The 16,543-nt window shown below is 72.4% G+C and carries 16 protein-coding genes; 7 read left to right on the plus strand and 9 right to left on the minus strand.

The window, feature by feature from the left end; translation table 11 throughout:
* Nucleotides 1-464: 464 nt before the first annotated feature.
* The 4 genes from KBY47_RS23905 to KBY47_RS23920 all read right to left on the minus strand — a co-directional run bounded on the left by KBY47_RS23905 (nt 465) and on the right by KBY47_RS23920 (nt 5,139).
* Nucleotides 465-2,000: a PstS family phosphate ABC transporter substrate-binding protein gene (locus KBY47_RS23905; protein WP_210924019.1), complete on the minus strand. Its 1,536-nt coding sequence runs from the start codon at nt 1,998-2,000 to the stop codon at nt 465-467.
* 96 nt (nt 2,001-2,096) lie between these two features.
* Entirely contained in the window at nt 2,097-4,001 is a 1,905-nt protein-coding gene (locus KBY47_RS23910) for a serine/threonine-protein kinase (protein ID WP_210924188.1), read from the minus strand.
* Nucleotides 4,002-4,078: 77 nt separating this feature from the next.
* Nucleotides 4,079-4,537, minus strand: coding sequence for a MarR family winged helix-turn-helix transcriptional regulator (locus KBY47_RS23915; RefSeq protein WP_210924021.1), 459 nt, complete (start codon nt 4,535-4,537; stop codon nt 4,079-4,081).
* Nucleotides 4,534-5,139 carry a type 1 glutamine amidotransferase family protein gene (locus KBY47_RS23920; protein ID WP_210924025.1) on the minus strand — a complete coding sequence of 202 codons (606 nt, stop codon included), beginning with the start codon at nt 5,137-5,139 and terminating at the stop codon, nt 4,534-4,536. Before KBY47_RS23920 ends, KBY47_RS23915 begins: the two co-directional genes overlap by 4 nt.
* A 167-nt stretch (nt 5,140-5,306) precedes the next feature.
* On the opposite strand from KBY47_RS23920, the gene KBY47_RS23925 reads away from it, so the two are divergent.
* The 3 genes from KBY47_RS23925 (at nt 5,307) to KBY47_RS23935 (ending at nt 8,299) form a co-directional block, all read left to right on the plus strand.
* On the plus strand, nt 5,307-6,662 hold the full coding sequence (locus KBY47_RS23925; protein WP_210924026.1) for an aspartate aminotransferase family protein: 1,356 nt from the start codon (nt 5,307-5,309) through the stop codon (nt 6,660-6,662).
* 136 nt (nt 6,663-6,798) lie between these two features.
* Nucleotides 6,799-7,506, plus strand: coding sequence for a GntR family transcriptional regulator (locus KBY47_RS23930; protein ID WP_210924027.1), 708 nt, complete (start codon nt 6,799-6,801; stop codon nt 7,504-7,506).
* A gap of 142 nt (nt 7,507-7,648) precedes the next feature.
* Nucleotides 7,649-8,299 carry a hypothetical protein gene (locus KBY47_RS23935; protein ID WP_210924029.1) on the plus strand — a complete coding sequence of 217 codons (651 nt, stop codon included), beginning with the start codon at nt 7,649-7,651 and terminating at the stop codon, nt 8,297-8,299.
* Between the two features lie 18 nt (nt 8,300-8,317).
* On the opposite strand, the gene KBY47_RS23940 is transcribed toward KBY47_RS23935, so the two are convergent.
* Nucleotides 8,318-8,551, minus strand: coding sequence for a hypothetical protein (locus tag KBY47_RS23940; RefSeq protein WP_210924031.1), 234 nt, complete (start codon nt 8,549-8,551; stop codon nt 8,318-8,320).
* A gap of 78 nt (nt 8,552-8,629) precedes the next feature.
* Nucleotides 8,630-9,913, minus strand: coding sequence for an adenylosuccinate synthase (locus tag KBY47_RS23945; RefSeq protein WP_210924033.1), 1,284 nt, complete (start codon nt 9,911-9,913; stop codon nt 8,630-8,632).
* 209 nt (nt 9,914-10,122) lie between these two features.
* Here KBY47_RS23945 and KBY47_RS23950 point away from each other — a divergent pair, with 209 nt between their 5' ends.
* Nucleotides 10,123-11,082 (plus strand): diacylglycerol kinase, encoded by a 960-nt coding sequence (locus KBY47_RS23950; RefSeq protein WP_210924035.1) that lies wholly within the window; start codon nt 10,123-10,125, stop codon nt 11,080-11,082.
* Nucleotides 11,083-11,095: 13 nt separating this feature from the next.
* On the opposite strand, the gene KBY47_RS23955 is transcribed toward KBY47_RS23950, so the two are convergent.
* Together KBY47_RS23955 and KBY47_RS23960 are read right to left on the minus strand one after the other, a co-directional pair.
* Entirely contained in the window at nt 11,096-11,713 is a 618-nt protein-coding gene (locus KBY47_RS23955; protein WP_210924037.1) for a Uma2 family endonuclease, read from the minus strand.
* A 71-nt stretch (nt 11,714-11,784) separates the two neighbouring features.
* Nucleotides 11,785-12,282 carry a GbsR/MarR family transcriptional regulator gene (locus KBY47_RS23960; RefSeq protein WP_210924038.1) on the minus strand — a complete coding sequence of 166 codons (498 nt, stop codon included), beginning with the start codon at nt 12,280-12,282 and terminating at the stop codon, nt 11,785-11,787.
* A 103-nt stretch (nt 12,283-12,385) separates the two neighbouring features.
* On the opposite strand from KBY47_RS23960, the gene KBY47_RS23965 reads away from it, so the two are divergent.
* Genes KBY47_RS23965 through KBY47_RS23975 form a run of 3 tightly spaced genes read left to right on the plus strand, consistent with a single transcriptional unit; the run spans nt 12,386 to nt 15,249 of the window.
* Nucleotides 12,386-13,330, plus strand: a complete 945-nt coding sequence (locus tag KBY47_RS23965; RefSeq protein ID WP_210924040.1) for an ABC transporter ATP-binding protein — start codon at nt 12,386-12,388, stop codon at nt 13,328-13,330.
* Entirely contained in the window at nt 13,327-14,988 is a 1,662-nt protein-coding gene (locus KBY47_RS23970) for an ABC transporter permease (protein WP_210924048.1), read from the plus strand. Before KBY47_RS23965 ends, KBY47_RS23970 begins: the two co-directional genes overlap by 4 nt.
* 36 nt (nt 14,989-15,024) lie before the next feature.
* Complete coding sequence (locus tag KBY47_RS23975) at nt 15,025-15,249, plus strand: hypothetical protein (protein ID WP_210924049.1); 225 nt, start codon at nt 15,025-15,027, stop codon at nt 15,247-15,249.
* On the opposite strand, the gene KBY47_RS23980 is transcribed toward KBY47_RS23975, so the two are convergent.
* Nucleotides 15,233-16,435, minus strand: a complete 1,203-nt coding sequence (locus KBY47_RS23980; protein WP_210924050.1) for a cytochrome P450 — start codon at nt 16,433-16,435, stop codon at nt 15,233-15,235. The genes KBY47_RS23975 and KBY47_RS23980 overlap by 17 nt on opposite strands.
* Between the last annotated feature and the right edge of the window lie 108 nt (nt 16,436-16,543).

The following is a 16,543-nucleotide window of genomic DNA, read 5'->3' on the forward strand; positions in this document are numbered from 1 at the left end:
TGCGTCGGGTGGGGGTGGAGGGCGGTTCTCGTTGCCGCCGGGGGCGAACGGGGCTCGGCCGAACATGCCCCGGCAGCGGCCGCCGGAGCCTCGGTGAAGCGGCGCGCGGGGGTGGCTGGGCGGGGGGGGGCGTTGCGCAGCCCGGCGCGAGCGGGGTGCCGCTGCGCCCACCCGTGCCGCCCCAGCGGCACGACTGCCCGCAGCTACGGCAGGGGCGGAGGCCGCCTGCGGCTACGGCGGATGCGGAGGCCACCCGCAGCTAGGGCAGGGGCGGAGGCCGCCCACAGCTACGGCGCGGGCGGAGGCCACCCGCAGCTAGGGCAGGGGCGGAGGCCGCCCACAGCTACGGCGCGGGCGGAGGCCGCCCGCGGCTAGGGCGGGGGCGGAGACTGTCCGCGGCTACGGCGGATGTGGGGGCCGCTCGCGGCTACGGTGGGGGTGCGGGTGTCCGCAGTCGGGTGCGGTTACGGCGGGCACAGGTCCCTGTGGCGGGGGCAGGGCAGGTGGCCGCTGTCGTGGATTGTCTCCTGGCTTGTGGCCTCCTTCAGGTAGTCGAGGAAGCTCGTGGTGAGCGGGGTGGGGGACGGGGACGTGTAGGCGTACTCCACGTCCCGGTACGGGTAGTCCGCCGTGCCCTGGGCGATCAGGTCGATATCGGCCTCGCGGCCGTCGAGGGCGACGAGGGTGATGTCGTCGTGGTCCTGGGCGAAGCGCAGCTCGCTGTAGCCGATGGCGCCGGGCCGGGAGGCCACCTTGTCGAGGACGGCTTCCGTGGAGCCGAGTTCGCAACGGGTGACCGGCGTGTTCGTCGGGTCGCAGTCCCGGGAGGTGCTGGGAACCGCCTCCCAGCCGTCCAGGACCCGGTCCTGGAAGACCTGCCGGGTGCCGGAGTCGTCACCGCGGCTGACCATGACGACGGGCAGGGCGGCGATGTCCGGCGGGGCGTCGGGGAGGATGTCGCCCCAGCGGGTCGCGTCGCCGCCGTAGATCTCCTGGAGTTCCGGCACGGACAGGCCGCCCGCCCGGTCGATCTCCGCGCCGACGCCGTCGTGCACGACCACGGTGAAGACGGAGAGCGCGACCGGGTCGCCCTTCAGGCCCCTGCCCTCGCCCAGCGGGCCGTCCGAGAACGCGATCACGGTCCCGGCGTCGTCCGCGGAGTCCTTCACCAGTGAGCCCAGGTCGGCGACGCCCGCCTCGCTGCCGCCCGCGTCGACGGTGATCTCGGCGCCCTGGCACTTGTCCTCGTACGTGTCCGCGATGTCCTCGATCACCGGCGCGAAGGCGGTGGACCCGGTCAGCGTCAGGGTGCCGCGCTCGCAGCCGATGGGGTTGCCGTCGCGGAGCAGGATGATGCCCGCGAGGACCAGCACGGAGACGGTGAGCAGGGCGGTCAGGATCCGGGCCGGGAAGCTGAACACCGGGGGTTTGTCGTCGGGGGTGCCGCCGCGGTTGCGGTGCACCTTGCCGTCCCGGATGCCGCCGACCAGCCGCACCTCGCAGCCCACGTCACCGCCGGTCAGCAGCACCAGCAGCTTGAAGTAGTCGCCGCGGTTGAGGGGCACGCGCGGGATACGGAGGCGGTTGCCCTCGTAGCCGAAGCCCCGCTCCTCCGTGAAGTACGAGGTGAGGTCGCCGTCCCCGGTGGGTTCGGTGACCGAGACGCCCTCGATGACGCGGTCGGTGAAGACCGCGGTCAGGCCGTGGCGGTCGGCGACGGTGTAGTCGTCGCGGGTGATGCTCTGGGAGCCGTCGTTCTCGATGCGCAGCAGGACGAGGGTCGCGTCGTCCATGTTGAGGGAGTGGTGGAAGAACCCGGTGCGGACGTTGGGGCGGCCCGAGCTGACCTCGTTGCCTATCGGGTTGTCCGTCTGGACGCGGTAGCCGACGCGCTTGCGGCTCGGCACCCGGCGCTCGTACCAGACCAGGCCACCGGAGGCGAGGACGCCGAGGAGCGCCGTCCCCACCGCGATGACGTTCTCCGCGCTCAGCCACTCCATGGCCCTGCACCGTATGTCTGTACGAGCCCTCGGTCAGCGGTCGGTCGCAGATGTTCAATGTCCGTTCAACTAGTGGCACGGACAGCGGTACGGACCTCACTGCTTCCGGTACGTCAGCTCCTCTCCCGTAGTCGGGTTCACCCGCTGGAGGCCGCCGTCCGGCAGCAGGGTGACCTCGGTGGCGGCGCCCGGGGAGCACCCGGTGCGCGCCTCGCCGACGGTCACCGTGGACGGGCCGATCAGCAGCGGCCCGCCCCCGTCGGGGGCCGCGGTGAGGTCCGCCTCGAACACGCAGTGGTAGGTGCCGCCGCCGTCCGTGGGACCGTCCGCGACCAGGCTGAGCACCGTCTCCCCGACCTCGCCCTGCCGCAGCGTCAGCCGCCGGGAGTGCTGCCCGGCCGCGTTGTCGATGGTCGTCGTCCAGGTGCCGAGGTAGCCGCCGGGGACCGCGCCCTCGTCGGCGGCCGGGGTGGTGGAGGCCTGGTCGGTGGGGGACGCGGAGGTCGGGTCCGGCGTCGGGGTGGGGTCCGGCGCCGTGGTGACGGACGGGGTGGGGTCGGTCGCGGTGTCGTTCGCGTCCCCCTTGCTCATCAGCGCGTACACCGTTCCCCCGGCCGCCAGCGCCACCACCAGCGCGATCACGACGAGCAGTGCGGTGGTACGGCCGCTGCGGCGCGGCGGCTCCTCCGGCGGGCCGTAGGGCGGGGTGGCCGTCGGGCCGAGCGGCGGTGGACCGTACGGCGGGGTGGCGCCGTAGGACGGGCTCGCGGCGTACGGGTGCGGGTGCTGCTGTTGCGGGGCCGGGTAGCCGTAGGCCGGGTGCGGGCGGCCGTACGCCGCGGGCGGGGGCGGAGGCGGGGGTGCGGCCGTGCCACCGGGGCCGACGACGACCGTGGGCAGCCGGTCCGTCGGCGTACCGTCTCCCGGCCCGCCCCGCGACTCGTCCGCCGTGGGAGCGTGCTCGGGGGAGCCCGCGGGAGCGCCATGCCCCACGGGAGCACCATGGCCCCCCGGAGCCCTATGCCCCGCACCCGGCCCTCCCGCCACCTCCGGTGCCTCCGTCTCCAGCAACCGCACCGCGTGCCGCCCCAGTTGGGCGACGAGTGCGCCCGGCAGCCAGGGCTCGCGGGAGCGGCCGTCGGCGAGGGTGTCATGGGCGCCGGTGCGCTCCAGGACCTGGTCGAGGGTGGGGCGGGCGGCGGGGTCCTTGCGCAGGCAGTCGTGGACCAAGTCGGCGAGGCCCTCCGGGACCGTGCCCAGGTCGGGGTCGCCCGAGGCGATGCGGAACATCAGGGCGTGCACCCCGCTGTCGGCGCCGCCGAAGGGGAGCAGTCCGGTGGCGGCGTAGGCGAGGACGGAGCCGAGGCAGAAGACGTCGCAGGCGGGCGTGATCCGGTCGCCGCGCACCTGCTCGGGTGCCATGAAGCCGGGCGAGCCGACCAGCGCGCCGATGGGGGCACCTCCCACGCCTTTCGGGCTGTGGGGGAGGGTGAGGCCGCCGTCGGTGACGGTCTGGAGGGCCCGCGCGATGCCGAAGTCGATGACGCGGGGCCCGTCGATGGTGATCAGCACGTTGGACGGCTTGAGGTCCCGGTGGACGATCCCGGCGGCGTGGATGTCCTGAAGCGCCTGGGCGAGCCCGGCCGCCAGGATGCGCACCGACCGCTCCGGCAGCGGCCCGTGGTCCCGGCTGACGACCTGCTGGAGGCTGGGCCCGGCGACATAGCCGGTGGCGACCCAGGGCACGGCGGCCTCGGTGTCGGCGTCGAGCACCGGCGCCGTCCAGTCGCCGCCGACCTGCCGCGCGGCCCGCACCTCCTGCCGGAAGCGCTCCCTGAACTCCTCCTGCGCCGCCAGTTCCGGCCGGACCAGCTTCACGGCGACCGTGCGTCCCCGGTCGGAGCGGGCGAGGTACACCTGTCCCATGCCGCCCGCGCCGAGCCGCGCCAGCAGCCGGTACTGACCAATGCGCTCCGGATCCCCGGGCCCCAGCTTCTCCACGCCCGCACCGCCCTCCCCTGCGTGCACCCCGCGCCTGACAATAGTGCCGCCGTACGGGGAGTCGGGGGCCAGCCCGTCTACGGTTCCGTAACGGGCGGGCCGAGGTCGTCCAGCGCCTCCGACAGCCGTTCCAGCACCCGTACCGTCTCCGCGAACCCCTCCGCCCCCAGCGCCCCGGCGAGCCGGTCGGCGAACTCCGCGTGCCCGGGGTCGATCCGGCGTACCGCGGCCCGTCCCCGTTCCGTCGGCGCGAGGAGTTTGGCACGCCGGTGCGCCGGGTTGGGCCGGTACTCGGCCAGCTCCCGCTCCACCAGCAGATCGGCGACGCGCTGCACGCTCTGCCGGGTGATGCCCATGGCCCGCGCGATCCCGGACACCGGCAGCGGCTCGCGCAGCACCGCGCCCAGCACCTGCCACCAGGCCGCGGTGAGCCCGGCGGGCCGCGCCAGCTCCTCCGCGACGGCGAGGAACTGGCCGTTCAGCCGGAACACGCCGAGCGCGCTGCGGCTGAACAGGTCCTGAGGCTCCCGGCTCACAGGGCGCCCGCCTTCGCCAGCACCTCATACGCGGCCGGGTCGGAGTCGTGGAACAGCCCGTACCAGGCGTCCAGCACTTCTCCCTCGTACACCCCGAGCAGCCGCAGGACCTCCCGGGCGAACGCGACCGGCTCGGTCGGTCCGGCGGTGATCAGCCCGCCGTCGGTGACGGCGTCGGTGTCGACGTACCGTGCGCCGCCGCCGTAGCCGGTGGCCGCGAGGTAGAAGGAGACGGCGCTGGTGTGGGCGCGGTCGTCGAGGAGGCCCTCGCGGGCGAGGCCGGCGGTGGCGCCGCAGATCGCGGCGACCGGCACGCCCGCGTCGAGGAACTCGCGCGCCTTGCGGGCGAAGGGCGCGAGGTCGTCGCCGGTGTCCCAGAGGTCGGCGCCCGGCAGGATCAGCAGCGCGCTGTCCTCGGGCCGCAAGGCGTCCAGCGCGAGGTCGGGCTGGACACGCAGTCCGCCGATGCTGCGCACGGGCGCGGTGCCGGGGCCGACGGTGCGGATGTCGTGGCCGGCGCGGGCGAGGTGGGCGGTGGTGTGCCCGGTCTCCCAGTCGGCGAGGGTGTCGTAGACGGCGAGGTGGACGGTGGTGCGTCGCATGGCTGGCTCCGGGGTCCCTCGATGGCTTATGACAGCAGCCTGTCATTATGACAGACTGCTGTCAATAGCCCTCGAAGGCCCCGATCGACAACCTGTCGCGGAAAGCCCGCACCCGCAGACAGGACGCCGATACCGCTTCCGCATCGCGGACATCTACCCTCGCCCGCATGACCCCTCAGCCAAATCCCGAGGCCGGCGCCGCAGTGAAGGCCGCGGACCGCGCGCATGTGTTCCACTCCTGGTCCGCGCAGGAACTCATCGACCCGCTCGCCGTCGCCGGTGCGGAGGGCTCCTACTTCTGGGACTACGACGGCACCCGCTACCTCGACTTCACCAGCGGTCTCGTCTACACCAACATCGGCTACCAGCACCCGAAGGTCGTCGCCGCCATCCAGGAGCAGGCCGCGCGGCTGACCACCTTCGCGCCCGCCTTCGCGATCGAGGCCCGCTCGGAGGCGGCCCGGCTGATCGCCGAGCGCACCCCCGGCGACCTCGACAAGATCTTCTTCACCAACGGCGGCGCCGACGCGGTGGAGCACGCCGTGCGCATGGCCCGGCTGCACACCGGCCGCCCCAAGGTGCTGTCGGCCTACCGCTCGTACCACGGCGGCACCCAGCAGGCCATCAACCTCACCGGCGACCCGCGCCGCTGGGCCAGCGACAGCGGCGCCGCGGGCGTCGTGCACTTCTGGGCGCCCTTCCTCTACCGCTCCCGCTTCTACGCCGAGACCGAGGAGCAGGAGTGCGCGCGGGCGCTGGAGCACCTGGAGACGACCATCGCCTTCGAGGGGCCCTCGACCGTCGCCGCGATCGTCCTGGAGACCGTCCCGGGCACGGCGGGGATCATGGTGCCGCCGCCGGGCTACCTCGCCGGGGTGCGGGAGATCTGCGACAAGTACGGGATCGTCTTCGTCCTCGACGAGGTGATGGCCGGGTTCGGGCGGACCGGTGAGTGGTTCGCGGCCGACCTGTACGACGTGACACCCGACCTGATGACCTTCGCCAAGGGCGTCAACTCCGGCTACGTACCGCTCGGCGGCGTCGCCATCTCCGGCGCCATCGCGGAGACCTTCGCCAGGCGGCCGTACCCGGGCGGACTGACGTACTCCGGGCACCCGCTGGCCTGCGCCGCCGCCGTCGCCACGATCAACGTGATGACGGAGGAAGGCGTCGTCGAGAACGCCGCCCGGCTCGGCGCCGACGTCCTCGGACCGGCGCTGCGGGAACTCGCCGCACGGCACCCGAGCGTCGGCGAGGTGCGCGGCGTCGGCATGTTCTGGGCGCTGGAGCTGGTCCGGAACCGGGAGACCCGGGAGCCGCTGGTGCCGTACAACGCGACCGGGGAGGCCAACGCCCCGATGGCCGCGTTCACCGCGGCCGCGAAGGCGGGCGGGATCTGGCCGTTCGTGAACATGAACCGCACCCATGTCGTGCCGCCGTGCAACATCACCGAGGCCGAGCTGAAGGAGGGTCTGGCCGCGCTCGACTCCGCGCTGTCGGCCGCCGACGAGTACACGGAGTGAGCCGGCAAACACAAGGAGCAATACGCCGGTAACGGGCAAACCCGTCGTCCTGCGGAACGCGTAATGTGGCGTGCTCGAAGACCTGAACGACCGCACGAGTACGCCACCGCGCGCGACGAGGGGAGACACCCCGCCCATGCCCGGCCCCACCGGCAACGGCGCCGTGACCCGCAGCACCCTGCGCCAGCAGATCGCGGACGCGCTCCGGGACGAGGTGCTGGCCGGGCGGCTCCAGCCGGAGCGGGAGTTCACCGTGAAGGAGATCGCCGAACAGTACGGCGTCTCCGCCACCCCGGTCCGTGAGGCGCTGGTCGACCTGTCCGCGCAGGGGCTGCTGGAGGCCGACCAGCACCGCGGCTTCCACGTCCGCGAGTACTCCGTCACCGACTTCCGCGGCCTCATCCAGGCCCGCGGCCTGGTCATCGACGGCATGTTCCACGCCCTCGGCCGCGGCCAGGCCGACGTCCCCGACCCCGGTGACCCCCGTACGGCCGCGGCGCTCGCGGGCGTACGGCGGCGCGGCGAGGAAGCACAACGCGCCGCGTGCGCCGGTGACGTCACCGTGCTGATCGGCTACGACCTGCGCTTCTGGCGCGAGTTGAGCGCCCTGTTCGGCAACCCCTACCTCGTGGACTTCCTGCACCGGACGCGCGTGCAGTCCTGGGTGTGCGTCGTCCAGCACCTGCGGCGGCTCACCGATCTGCGCGGCCGTCTGTGGGGCCGTCACACCGAACTCGTCGACGCGCTGGTGGCCCGTGACGGGGAGCACGCCCGTGCCCTGATCGCCGAGTGCAACGCGCAGGCGCTGGACCTGGTCGAGCAGGGAGCGCCGGGGAGGCCCTGAGGCGCGGTTTCCGGTCGTGGGGCGCGCCGGGCGGGTATGGGACCTGCACGAGGGGACCCGACCCCGTGCCGTACCGATTACCCTTCCCTGACCACCGCGCTACGCGCTCGCGCGCACCCGCCCGTCTGCGAGGAGTCCCCTTTTGGCCTGTGACCTGTGGCTGGTACCGCTAGTCGACGTCTTGTGCCACACGCCCGACAACCCGTTCGCCGAGGAACTCGCGCAGTACAACAAGGTGCTGGCCGAAGCCGCGCTGCCGCCGGTGCCGGTGTACCAGTACATGCCGGGGCTGTCCGGCGACGTCGCCCCGGTGGCCGGGTTCGACTACGACGCGCTGCACTTCCTGCGCCGCGCGTACCTGTTGCAGGTGTGCGGACTGCCGGTGAACCCGGTCGACGAACTCGGCGGCGACTACGAGCAGTTGCTGGAGATGTTCGAGACGACGGCCCAGCAGTCGCACCTGGTCTGGCACTACGACCACGCGGGCGCCTACGTCCCCGTCGACTTCCCGCACCCCCTGGCCAACGACGAACTCCTCGCGGGCGGCGGCCCGCTCGGCTCCTCCCAGACCCTGCTGCGGGAGCTGGAGTTCGTGGCCCCGTCGATCGGCATCGACCCGGCCAACCCCCCGGCGGCACCGGAACCCCCGCGGGCGCCCACCGCGTTGGAGGAACCCGCGGTGCCCGCCCCGTACGATCCCAGCCCCTTCGCCCGGGAACGGCACGTGTGGCTGGGACTGCACGCCGCGGCGACCCGCAGCCTGGCGCAGGGCTCGATGATCGTGTTCAGCTGAGACGTACGCCCTGGGCCCTCACCGCACGAGGACGATTCCCGGCGGCCACAGCACCCCGCTCGCCAGCAGCAGTGAAGGGCCCAGATGCACCGGACACACGCCCAGCGGCGGCCTGCGGTGCCGGGCGACCTCGAAGCGGACGGGGTCCGCGCAGTCACCGGGGTCGCCCTCGTCGCCGTACGGCCCCTGGCAGAGCGGGTGCCGGTCCTGTCCGGCATGCCGGGCGCGGCGGTCATGGCGGTCGTCGCTCATGGTCCGATTCGACCGCACCCGGCCCGCCGCCGCCCGTCGGGATCACCCGAACGGCGGCGGACCCCCGGCCTGACCGGCCTACAGGAACGAGTTGATCTCGATCGTCTCGTCCCGGCCCGGACCCACGCCGATCGCCGAGATCGGGGCGCCGGACATCTCCTCCAGCGCCTTGACGTAGTTCTGCGCGTTCTTCGGCAGGTCGGAGAAGGACTTCGCGCCGGTGATGTCCTCCGACCAGCCCGGCAGGGTCTCGTAGACCGGCTTGGCGTGGTGGAAGTCCGACTGCGAGTACGGCAGTTCCTCGACCCGCCTGCCGTCGATCTCGTACGCCACGCAGACCGGGATCTGCTCCCAGCCGGTGAGGACGTCGAGCTTGGTGAGGAAGAAGTCCGTCAGGCCGTTCACCCGGGTCGCGTAGCGGGCGATCACCGCGTCGAACCAGCCACAGCGGCGGTCCCGGCCCGTGGTCACGCCCCGCTCGCCGCCGATCCGGCGCAGCGCCTCGCCGTCCTCGTCGAACAGCTCGGTCGGGAACGGACCGGCGCCGACGCGGGTCGTGTACGCCTTCAGGATGCCGATGACACGGCTGATCTTCGTCGGGCCCACCCCGGTGCCCGTGCAGGCGCCGCCCGCGGTCGGGTTGGAGGAGGTGACGAAGGGGTACGTGCCGTGGTCGATGTCGAGCAGGGTGCCCTGGCCGCCCTCGAAGAGCACGACCTTGTCCTGCTCCAGCGCCTGGTTGAGGACGAGCACCGTGTCGGCGACGTACGGGCGGAGCTTCTCGGCGTAGCCCAGCAGCTCCTCCACCACCTGGTCCACGGCGATCGCGCGGCGGTTGTAGAGCTTGGTGAGCAGCTGGTTCTTGACGTCGAGGGCCGCCTCCACCTTCTGGGTGAGGATCGACTCGTCGTACAGGTCCTGCACCCGGATGCCCACGCGGTTGATCTTGTCCGCGTACGTCGGACCGATGCCGCGCCCGGTCGTGCCGATCTTCCGCTTCCCGAGGAAGCGTTCCGTCACCTTGTCGACGGTGACGTTGTACGGCGTGATGATGTGCGCGTTTCCGCTGAGCAGGAGCTTGGACGTGTCGACGCCGCGGTCGTTCAGCCCGCTCAGCTCGGAGAGCAGGACCGACGGGTCGACGACGACACCGTTACCGATGACCGGCGTACAGCCGGGGGACAGGATTCCGGAAGGGAGGAGGTGGAGTGCGTACTTCTGGTCACCCACGACCACCGTGTGGCCGGCGTTGTTGCCGCCCTGGTAGCGCACCACATAGTCCACCGAGCCACCGAGCAGGTCGGTGGCCTTTCCCTTGCCTTCGTCACCCCACTGAGCACCGAGCAGCACAAGTGCGGGCACGCGCGTACACCCCTTCCGGGCGGGGCATGTCCAAGGTCGGGGCGTACGCGGCACGGACCGTGCCATGTACCCCGGCGACCCTCGTCGGCCACCGACGGCCGTCATCGGCCGAAAACCCGTCTGACCCGGATGCCCCGGAAATAGACGAAGCCCCTGGCGCAATCGCGATAGGGGCTCTTGCACAAAGATGCTACCCGAGGAAGCGAGGCATGACCGAGGTGGCGACCTCCGACCAGTTGCTGGTGCTCATCGACCCGGTCGCCCGACGGACGGACGGCGAGTCTGTACGGATCGCGAAGGACGTGCTCAGCGCGGGTGCCACCGCCAAGGTGAGCCTGCCCGACGGGCCGGAGGAATTCGCCCGTGCGCTGCGCCGGCGCGGGTCCCGGCGGCCCGTCCTCGTCGGGGACGACCGCGCGCTGCTGCGGGCGGTGTCCCTGCTGCACCGGCACCGGGAGCTGGCCGGATGCGCGCTGTCGGTGGTGCCGGTCGGGCAGTCCCTCGGGCTGTCCCGGTCACTGGGCGTGCCGACCGGCGCGGTCGCGGCGGCGCGGGCGGTGCTGGACGGGGCCGAACGGCGGCTCGACCTCCTCGTCGACGACAGCGACGGAGTGGTGCTGGGCGCGGTGGGCATCCCACCGCTCGCCGTCCCGCACGGCGAGCCCTTCGGGCCGGAGGGCATGGGCGTGGACAGCGGTCCGGACGGCGCGGTGGACGCGGGCCGGGCCTGGCGCAGGCCGGGCACCTCCCGTACGCCGGGTGTGGCGGGGGCGTCCGGTGCGGCGGCGGCCGTGGGGCGTCCCTGGCTGCGCACCTGCCAGTCCTTCGTCCGCACCCTCGTGCCCGCGCGTCCGGCCCGCGGCACCGCCCCGGCACCGGGCCCGGCGCGGCTGCGGGTCGAGGTCGACGGGGTCACCCTGGTCGACCTGGACCAGCCGGTGCACGGCTTCTCCCTGGCCCCGGGCGCCCCCGGCGTCGCCACCGTGGAGGTCCGCCCCGCCTCGGTCGGCGCGGAGGCCTCGCCGCTGCGCGCGGAGGGCCGGACAGTGACGGTGTCGGGCGCCCACTTCCGCTACCGCGCGGACTCGGTGGTGTCGGGGCCGGTGGGGACGCGGACGTGGACGGTGCGGGAGGGGGCTTGGGGGTTGATGCTGCCGGCACCGGGGTGAGCCGGAGCCGGGGTCAGTGCGCTTCCTCGGCTTCCTCTGCGGGGGCCCGGAACTGGGCGGTGTCGAGGGTGCAGCCGAACGGGTCCGGGAGGTGCAGCTTCTCGCCGAAGGGCTTGGTGAAGCGGCCTTCGTAGCCGTGTTCGGTGGGCGACCAGCAGACGGTGGCCTGCTCCGTCTCCATGTCCAGAATCAGGTACACGGGGACCCCGGCAGCGCCGTAGACACCGGCCTTGTCGGTCAGGTCGTCCTCCCCGGTCGAAGGGGAGGTCAGTTCGGCGACAAAGGACAGAGCCTCACCGTCGAGGTGATTGCTGTTCGTACGCTGCGCTCGACGGTGCGCGGCGTGAATGTCAGGCCCAAATGCGCGCCCGGCACCCGGGAAGACGTAGAGGAAGGGGCCGTAACTGATCCGATGACCTTCGGGAAGGTGCGGCCTCAGCTGCTCGCACACCAGCTCCATGACGTCGAGGTAGTACCCCTTCGACCACGGCGACACGACGATGCTCCCCCTGTTGATCTCGGCCTTGAAGCCGTCGGGCACGTTCAGCTCGTCGAGGAGGTCCAGAAGCTCCTCGAACTCGCTGCGGGGCTCGGTGCCGCTCATCACGGGTCGCTCTGCCATCAGTGTCATGATGCGCCCTCCCACCTCCGCAGACCAGACGCGACTCGGCGTCGTCATGCGATGACGGAGAGGGGGTGGATTCAGCCGTTCCCGAACAGTTCCGCCCGGTGGGCCCGCCAGCGTTCCATCATCTCCTCGACCTCCACCTCGACGAACTCGAAGAAGGCGAGCGTCTCGGTGAGGCGGCGGCCCGCCGGGGTGGTGGCGCCGAGGCTGGTGACGCCGTCGCGGAGGGCGTCCTCCCAGCGTTTGATGATCGCGTTGCGGTTGGTGAGGGACTCGTACCACTGGTCGCTGTGCACCCGGTACCGCTCCCGGCGCGAGCCCGGTTCGCGCTCCCGGGAGACCAGGTGGAGCTGGGCCAGGTAGCGCACGGCGCCGGAGACCGCGGCGGGGCTGACCTGGAGCTGTTCGCCCAGTTCGGCGGAGGTCAGGGCGCCGGTGTCGGAGGCGAGCAGGGCGGTGAAGACGCGCGCGGGCATGCGCGGCACCCCCGCCTCCACGAGCTGGGCGGCGAAGTGCTCCACGAACCTCGACACGGCCTCCGCGTCCCGGCCCGTCGCCTTCGCATCCGCCATGCCCGCATCATCTCCCCTGGTCGTGCGCCTACGGCCAGTCTAACGACCATTTATACGCTTCCTTAACTTCACAAATTTGTGAAGACGGCGATAGGTTCAAGACATGACCAAGGCCATCACCGTCTCCGGACTCCACAAGTCCTTCGGACGGACTCACGCGCTGGACGGACTCGACCTCGACGTCGAGACCGGCGAGGTCCACGGCTTCCTCGGCCCCAACGGCGCCGGGAAGTCCACCGCCATCCGGGTCCTGCTGGGCCTGCTGCGCGCCGACTCCGGCGCCGCACAGGTCCTCGGCCGAGATCCCTGGGCGGACGCGGTCGAACTCCACCGCCACCTCGCCTACGTCCCCGGCGACGTCGAACTGTGGCCCGGCCTCACCGGCGGCGAGGCCATCGACCTGCTCGCCCGGCTCCGCGGCGGCATCAACAAGCAGCGCCGCGCCGACCTCGTGGAACGCTTCGACCTCGACCCCACCAAGAAGGGCCGCGCCTACTCCAAGGGCAACCGGCAGAAGGTCGCCATCGTCGCCGCGCTCGCCTCCGACGCCGAACTCCTGCTGCTCGACGAGCCCACCGCGGGCCTCGACCCGCTGATGGAGGTCGTCTTCCAGGACGTGATCGCCGAGGCCAAGGCCGCGGGCAAGACCGTCCTGCTCTCCAGCCACATCCTCGCCCAGGTCGAGAAGCTCGCCGACCGGGTCAGCATCATCCGGCTCGGCAAGACCGTGCAGTCCGGCACGCTCACCGAGATGCGGCACCTGACCCGCACCACCATCGAGGCCGAGACCGTACGCCCCGCCGACGGCCTCGACACCCTGCCCGGCGTCCACAACCTCCAGACGACCGACGGCCGGGTGCGCTTCGACGTCGACGGCGCCGAGGTCGACGGCGCGGTCCGCAAGCTCACCGAGTACGGCATCCGCAGCCTGATCAGCCACCCGCCCACGCTGGAAGAGCTGATGCTGCGCCACTACGGCGACGAACTCGCCGCCAACGGTCACGGCAACGGCGGCACCGCCAAGGAAACGGCCGGGGACGCGGCATGAGCACCTCCACCGCCACCCCCGCGCCCCAGGCACCCGCCCGGCCGGTCACCGGCGGCAACACCCTCGCCGGGACCAGGACCCTGCTCCGCTTCGCGCTGCGCCGCGACCGCGTCCGGCTCCCCGTGTGGGTCCTCGCCCTGTTCCTCGGCACCGTCATGACGGCGCAGAACTACAAGACGCTCTACCCCGACGCCGAGGACCGTGCCAACGTCGCCGAGACCATGGACAGCCCGGCCGGACTCGCCATGTCCGGCCCGCGCCACTACCTCGACGACTACAACTTCGGCGCCATGCTCGCCCACGAGATGATCGGCTTCATGGCCGTCCTCGTCGGCCTGATGAGCGTCCTGATCATCACCCGGCACACCCGCGCCGAGGAGGAGACCGGCCGCGCCGAGCTGATCCGCTCCACCGTCGTCGGCCGCCACGCCCACCTCGCCTCCGCCCTCACCGTCGCCGTCCTCGCCAACCTCGCGCTGGCCCTGCTGCTGGCCGTCGGGCTGAGCGGCCTCGGCATGGACGGCATCGACGCCTCCGGCTCCGTGCTCTACGGCGCCACGCACGCGGCCGTCGGCATCGTCTTCGCCGCCGTCGCCGCCGTCACCGTCCAGATCACCGCCCACGCCCGCGGCGCCTCCGGCATGGCCCTCGCGGTCATCGGCCTCGCCTACGTCCTGCGCGCGGCGGGCGACAGCGGCGACAACGCCGCCCTGTCCTGGCTCTCCCCGATCGGCTGGGCCCAGCGAACCTACCCCTACGTCGACGACAACTGGCTGCCCCTGCTGCTCTGCCTCACGCTCGCCGTGGCCTGCGCGGCGGCCGGGTTCGTGCTCTCCACCCGGCGCGACGTCGGCGCCGGACTGCGCCCGGAGAAGCTCGGCAGCCCCGTCGCCTCCGCCACGCTCACCACCCCGCTCGGCTTCGCGCTGCGCCTGCACCGCGGCATGCTCATCGGCTTCGGCTCCGGCCTGTTCCTGATGGGCGTCATGTACGGCTCCATCCTCGGCGACGCCGAGAGCATGCTGGAGGACATCGACCAGATCCAGGAGGCCCTGGAGCAGGTCGGCGGCGCCACCATCACCGAGTCGTTCGCGTCGATCGTCATGGTGGTCCTCGCGGTCGTCGCCGCGGTGTACGTGATGATGGCGGCGCTGCGCCCCCGCGCCGAGGAGACCGCGGGCCGCGCCGAGCCCCTGCTCGCCACCGGCCTGTCGCGCAGCCGCTGGGTCGGCAGCCACCTGGCCGTGGCGATGGGCGGCGGCACCCTCGTACTGCTGCTCGCCGGGCTCGGCTTCGGCATCTCCGGCGCCGCGTCCACCGGCGACGGGGGGCTGCTGTGGGAGCTGCTGGGCGCGGCCCTCGCCTACGCACCCGCCCTGTGGGTCTCCGTCGGCGTCGCGGTCGTCCTGTTCGGCTGGTTCCCGCGCGCCACGTCGGCGGCGTGGATCGTGCCGGTGTACGCCTTCGTCGTCGGCTACCTCGGGGAGATCCTCCAGTTCCCCGACTGGATGAACAACCTCTCCCCGCTCGGCCATGTCCCGCAGCTGCCCGCCGCGGACATGTCCTGGACCCCGCTGCTCCTGCTGACGCTGATCGCGGCCGGACTGGTGTGGCTGGGCCTGCTCGGGTTCCAGCGCCGGGACCTGGAAACGAAGTAGCGAAACCTCCGGCGGCCCGTACGCGTCTGTCCTGACATGGGAGAACGTACACAGGCCGCCGGAGGATGTCTGCTCGCCGCGGTCGGCGCGGGCGCGGGGCTCGCGCTGTGGTCCATGGACTTCCGGGCCCGCTTCTTCCGCTTCGAGCAGTCCCCCGACTGGAGCGTCCTCTACGCCGAGCTGCCCCTGGCCGTCCTCGGCGGCACCGCGCTCGCCCTGGGCGCCTGGGCGCTGGCCCGCCGCCTCAGACCGAGACGCTGAGCCCCTCCAGCCCCCGGATCACGAAGTTCGGCTTCCGCTCCGGCTCCTCCGCGAGCGCGAGCGTCGGGGCCTTCTCCAGCAGGGCCGTCATGGAGGCCGCCAGCTCGATCCGGGCGAGGGGCGCGCCGATGCAGTAGTGGATACCGGCGCTGAAGGAGATGTGCGGGTTCTCCTTCCGACCGAGGTCGAGCACCTCCGGCGCCTCGAACACCTCCGGATCATGATTGGCGGAACCGAAGAGCATCGCGATCTCCGCGCCACGCGGGATCGTCGTCCCGTCGATCTCGATCTCGTCCAGCACCCACCGCTCGAACAGCTGGAGCGGGGTGTCGTAGCGCATCAGCTCCTCGATGGCACCCGGCACGAGGGAGTGGTCGGCGCGCAGGGCGGCGAGCTGCTCAGGGTTCCGGAACAGCGCGTACCACCCGTTCACGGTGGCGTTGACGGTCGCCTCGTGCCCCGCGTTCAGCAGCAGCACGGCCGTCGAGATCATCTCCTGCTCGGTGAGCCGGTCACCCTCGTCATGGGCGGCGATGAGCCCCGAGATCAGATCCTCCCCCGGTTCCTTGCGCCGCGCGGCGATCAGCTCCCGCAGGTACTCCGTGAACTCCACGGACGCCCGCACGGCCTTGGCCGCCGTCTCCGGGGACGGGTTCAGCTCGTACATCCCGCAGATGTCCGCCGACCAGGGCCGCAACGGCGCCCGCTCACCCTCCGGGATGCCCAGCATCTCCGCGATCACGGCGACGGGCAGCGGCTCGGCGACGTCGGCGAGCAGATCCCCGCCCCCCGCCTCGACGAGCCGTTCCACCAGCTCGCCGGCCAGCCGGGTCACGTACGGCTTCAGCCGCTCCACCGTGCGCGGTGTGAACGCCTTCGACACCAGCCGCCTGATCCGGGTGTGGTCCGGCGGCTCCAGGTCCAGCATCCCGTGGTCGTTGAGCGTGTGGAACGGCTCCTGCTCGGGCGGCGGCGCGGTCCGCCCGAAGTCCTCGTGCGTGAACCGGTGCTGGTACGTCCGCCCCAGCCGCCGCTCCCGCAGCAAAGCCGACACATCCGCGTGCCGCGGCACCAGCCACTGATCAGTGGCCTCGAAGTACTGCACCCGCCCCCGCGCCCGCAGCTCGGCGTACGCGGGATACGGGTTGGCGAGGAACGCGGAGTCCCAGGGGTCAAAGGCTGCCATGACCGGACGCTAACCGTCCGACCCCCTCCCTGACCAGGGGTGCCGTCACTCACCCCGGCGCGGGGCGCCTCCCTGGGGTACCGGACGAGGGCGTTGGAGGCGGGGGGC

Origin of the sequence: Streptomyces sp. B93, from assembly GCF_018070565.1 — a bacterium.
Lineage (GTDB): Bacteria > Actinomycetota > Actinomycetes > Streptomycetales > Streptomycetaceae > Streptomyces.

What these genes read in the sequence shown, in the direction of transcription:
- KBY47_RS23905 (WP_210924019.1), bottom strand. Translation starts at nt 2,000, where the DNA reads ATGGAGTGGCTGAGCGCGGAGAACGTCATCGCGGTGGGGACGGCGCTC.
- KBY47_RS23925 (WP_210924026.1), top strand. Translation starts at nt 5,307, where the DNA reads ATGACCCCTCAGCCAAATCCCGAGGCCGGCGCCGCAGTGAAGGCCGCG.
- KBY47_RS23980 (WP_210924050.1), bottom strand. Translation starts at nt 16,435, where the DNA reads ATGGCAGCCTTTGACCCCTGGGACTCCGCGTTCCTCGCCAACCCGTAT.
- KBY47_RS23975 (WP_210924049.1), top strand. Translation starts at nt 15,025, where the DNA reads ATGGGAGAACGTACACAGGCCGCCGGAGGATGTCTGCTCGCCGCGGTC.
- KBY47_RS23930 (WP_210924027.1), top strand. Translation starts at nt 6,799, where the DNA reads ATGCCCGGCCCCACCGGCAACGGCGCCGTGACCCGCAGCACCCTGCGC.
- KBY47_RS23970 (WP_210924048.1), top strand. Translation starts at nt 13,327, where the DNA reads ATGAGCACCTCCACCGCCACCCCCGCGCCCCAGGCACCCGCCCGGCCG.
- KBY47_RS23960 (WP_210924038.1), bottom strand. Translation starts at nt 12,282, where the DNA reads ATGGCGGATGCGAAGGCGACGGGCCGGGACGCGGAGGCCGTGTCGAGG.
- KBY47_RS23940 (WP_210924031.1), bottom strand. Translation starts at nt 8,551, where the DNA reads ATGAGCGACGACCGCCATGACCGCCGCGCCCGGCATGCCGGACAGGAC.
- KBY47_RS23920 (WP_210924025.1), bottom strand. Translation starts at nt 5,139, where the DNA reads ATGCGACGCACCACCGTCCACCTCGCCGTCTACGACACCCTCGCCGAC.
- KBY47_RS23965 (WP_210924040.1), top strand. Translation starts at nt 12,386, where the DNA reads ATGACCAAGGCCATCACCGTCTCCGGACTCCACAAGTCCTTCGGACGG.
- KBY47_RS23950 (WP_210924035.1), top strand. Translation starts at nt 10,123, where the DNA reads ATGACCGAGGTGGCGACCTCCGACCAGTTGCTGGTGCTCATCGACCCG.
- KBY47_RS23955 (WP_210924037.1), bottom strand. Translation starts at nt 11,713, where the DNA reads ATGACACTGATGGCAGAGCGACCCGTGATGAGCGGCACCGAGCCCCGC.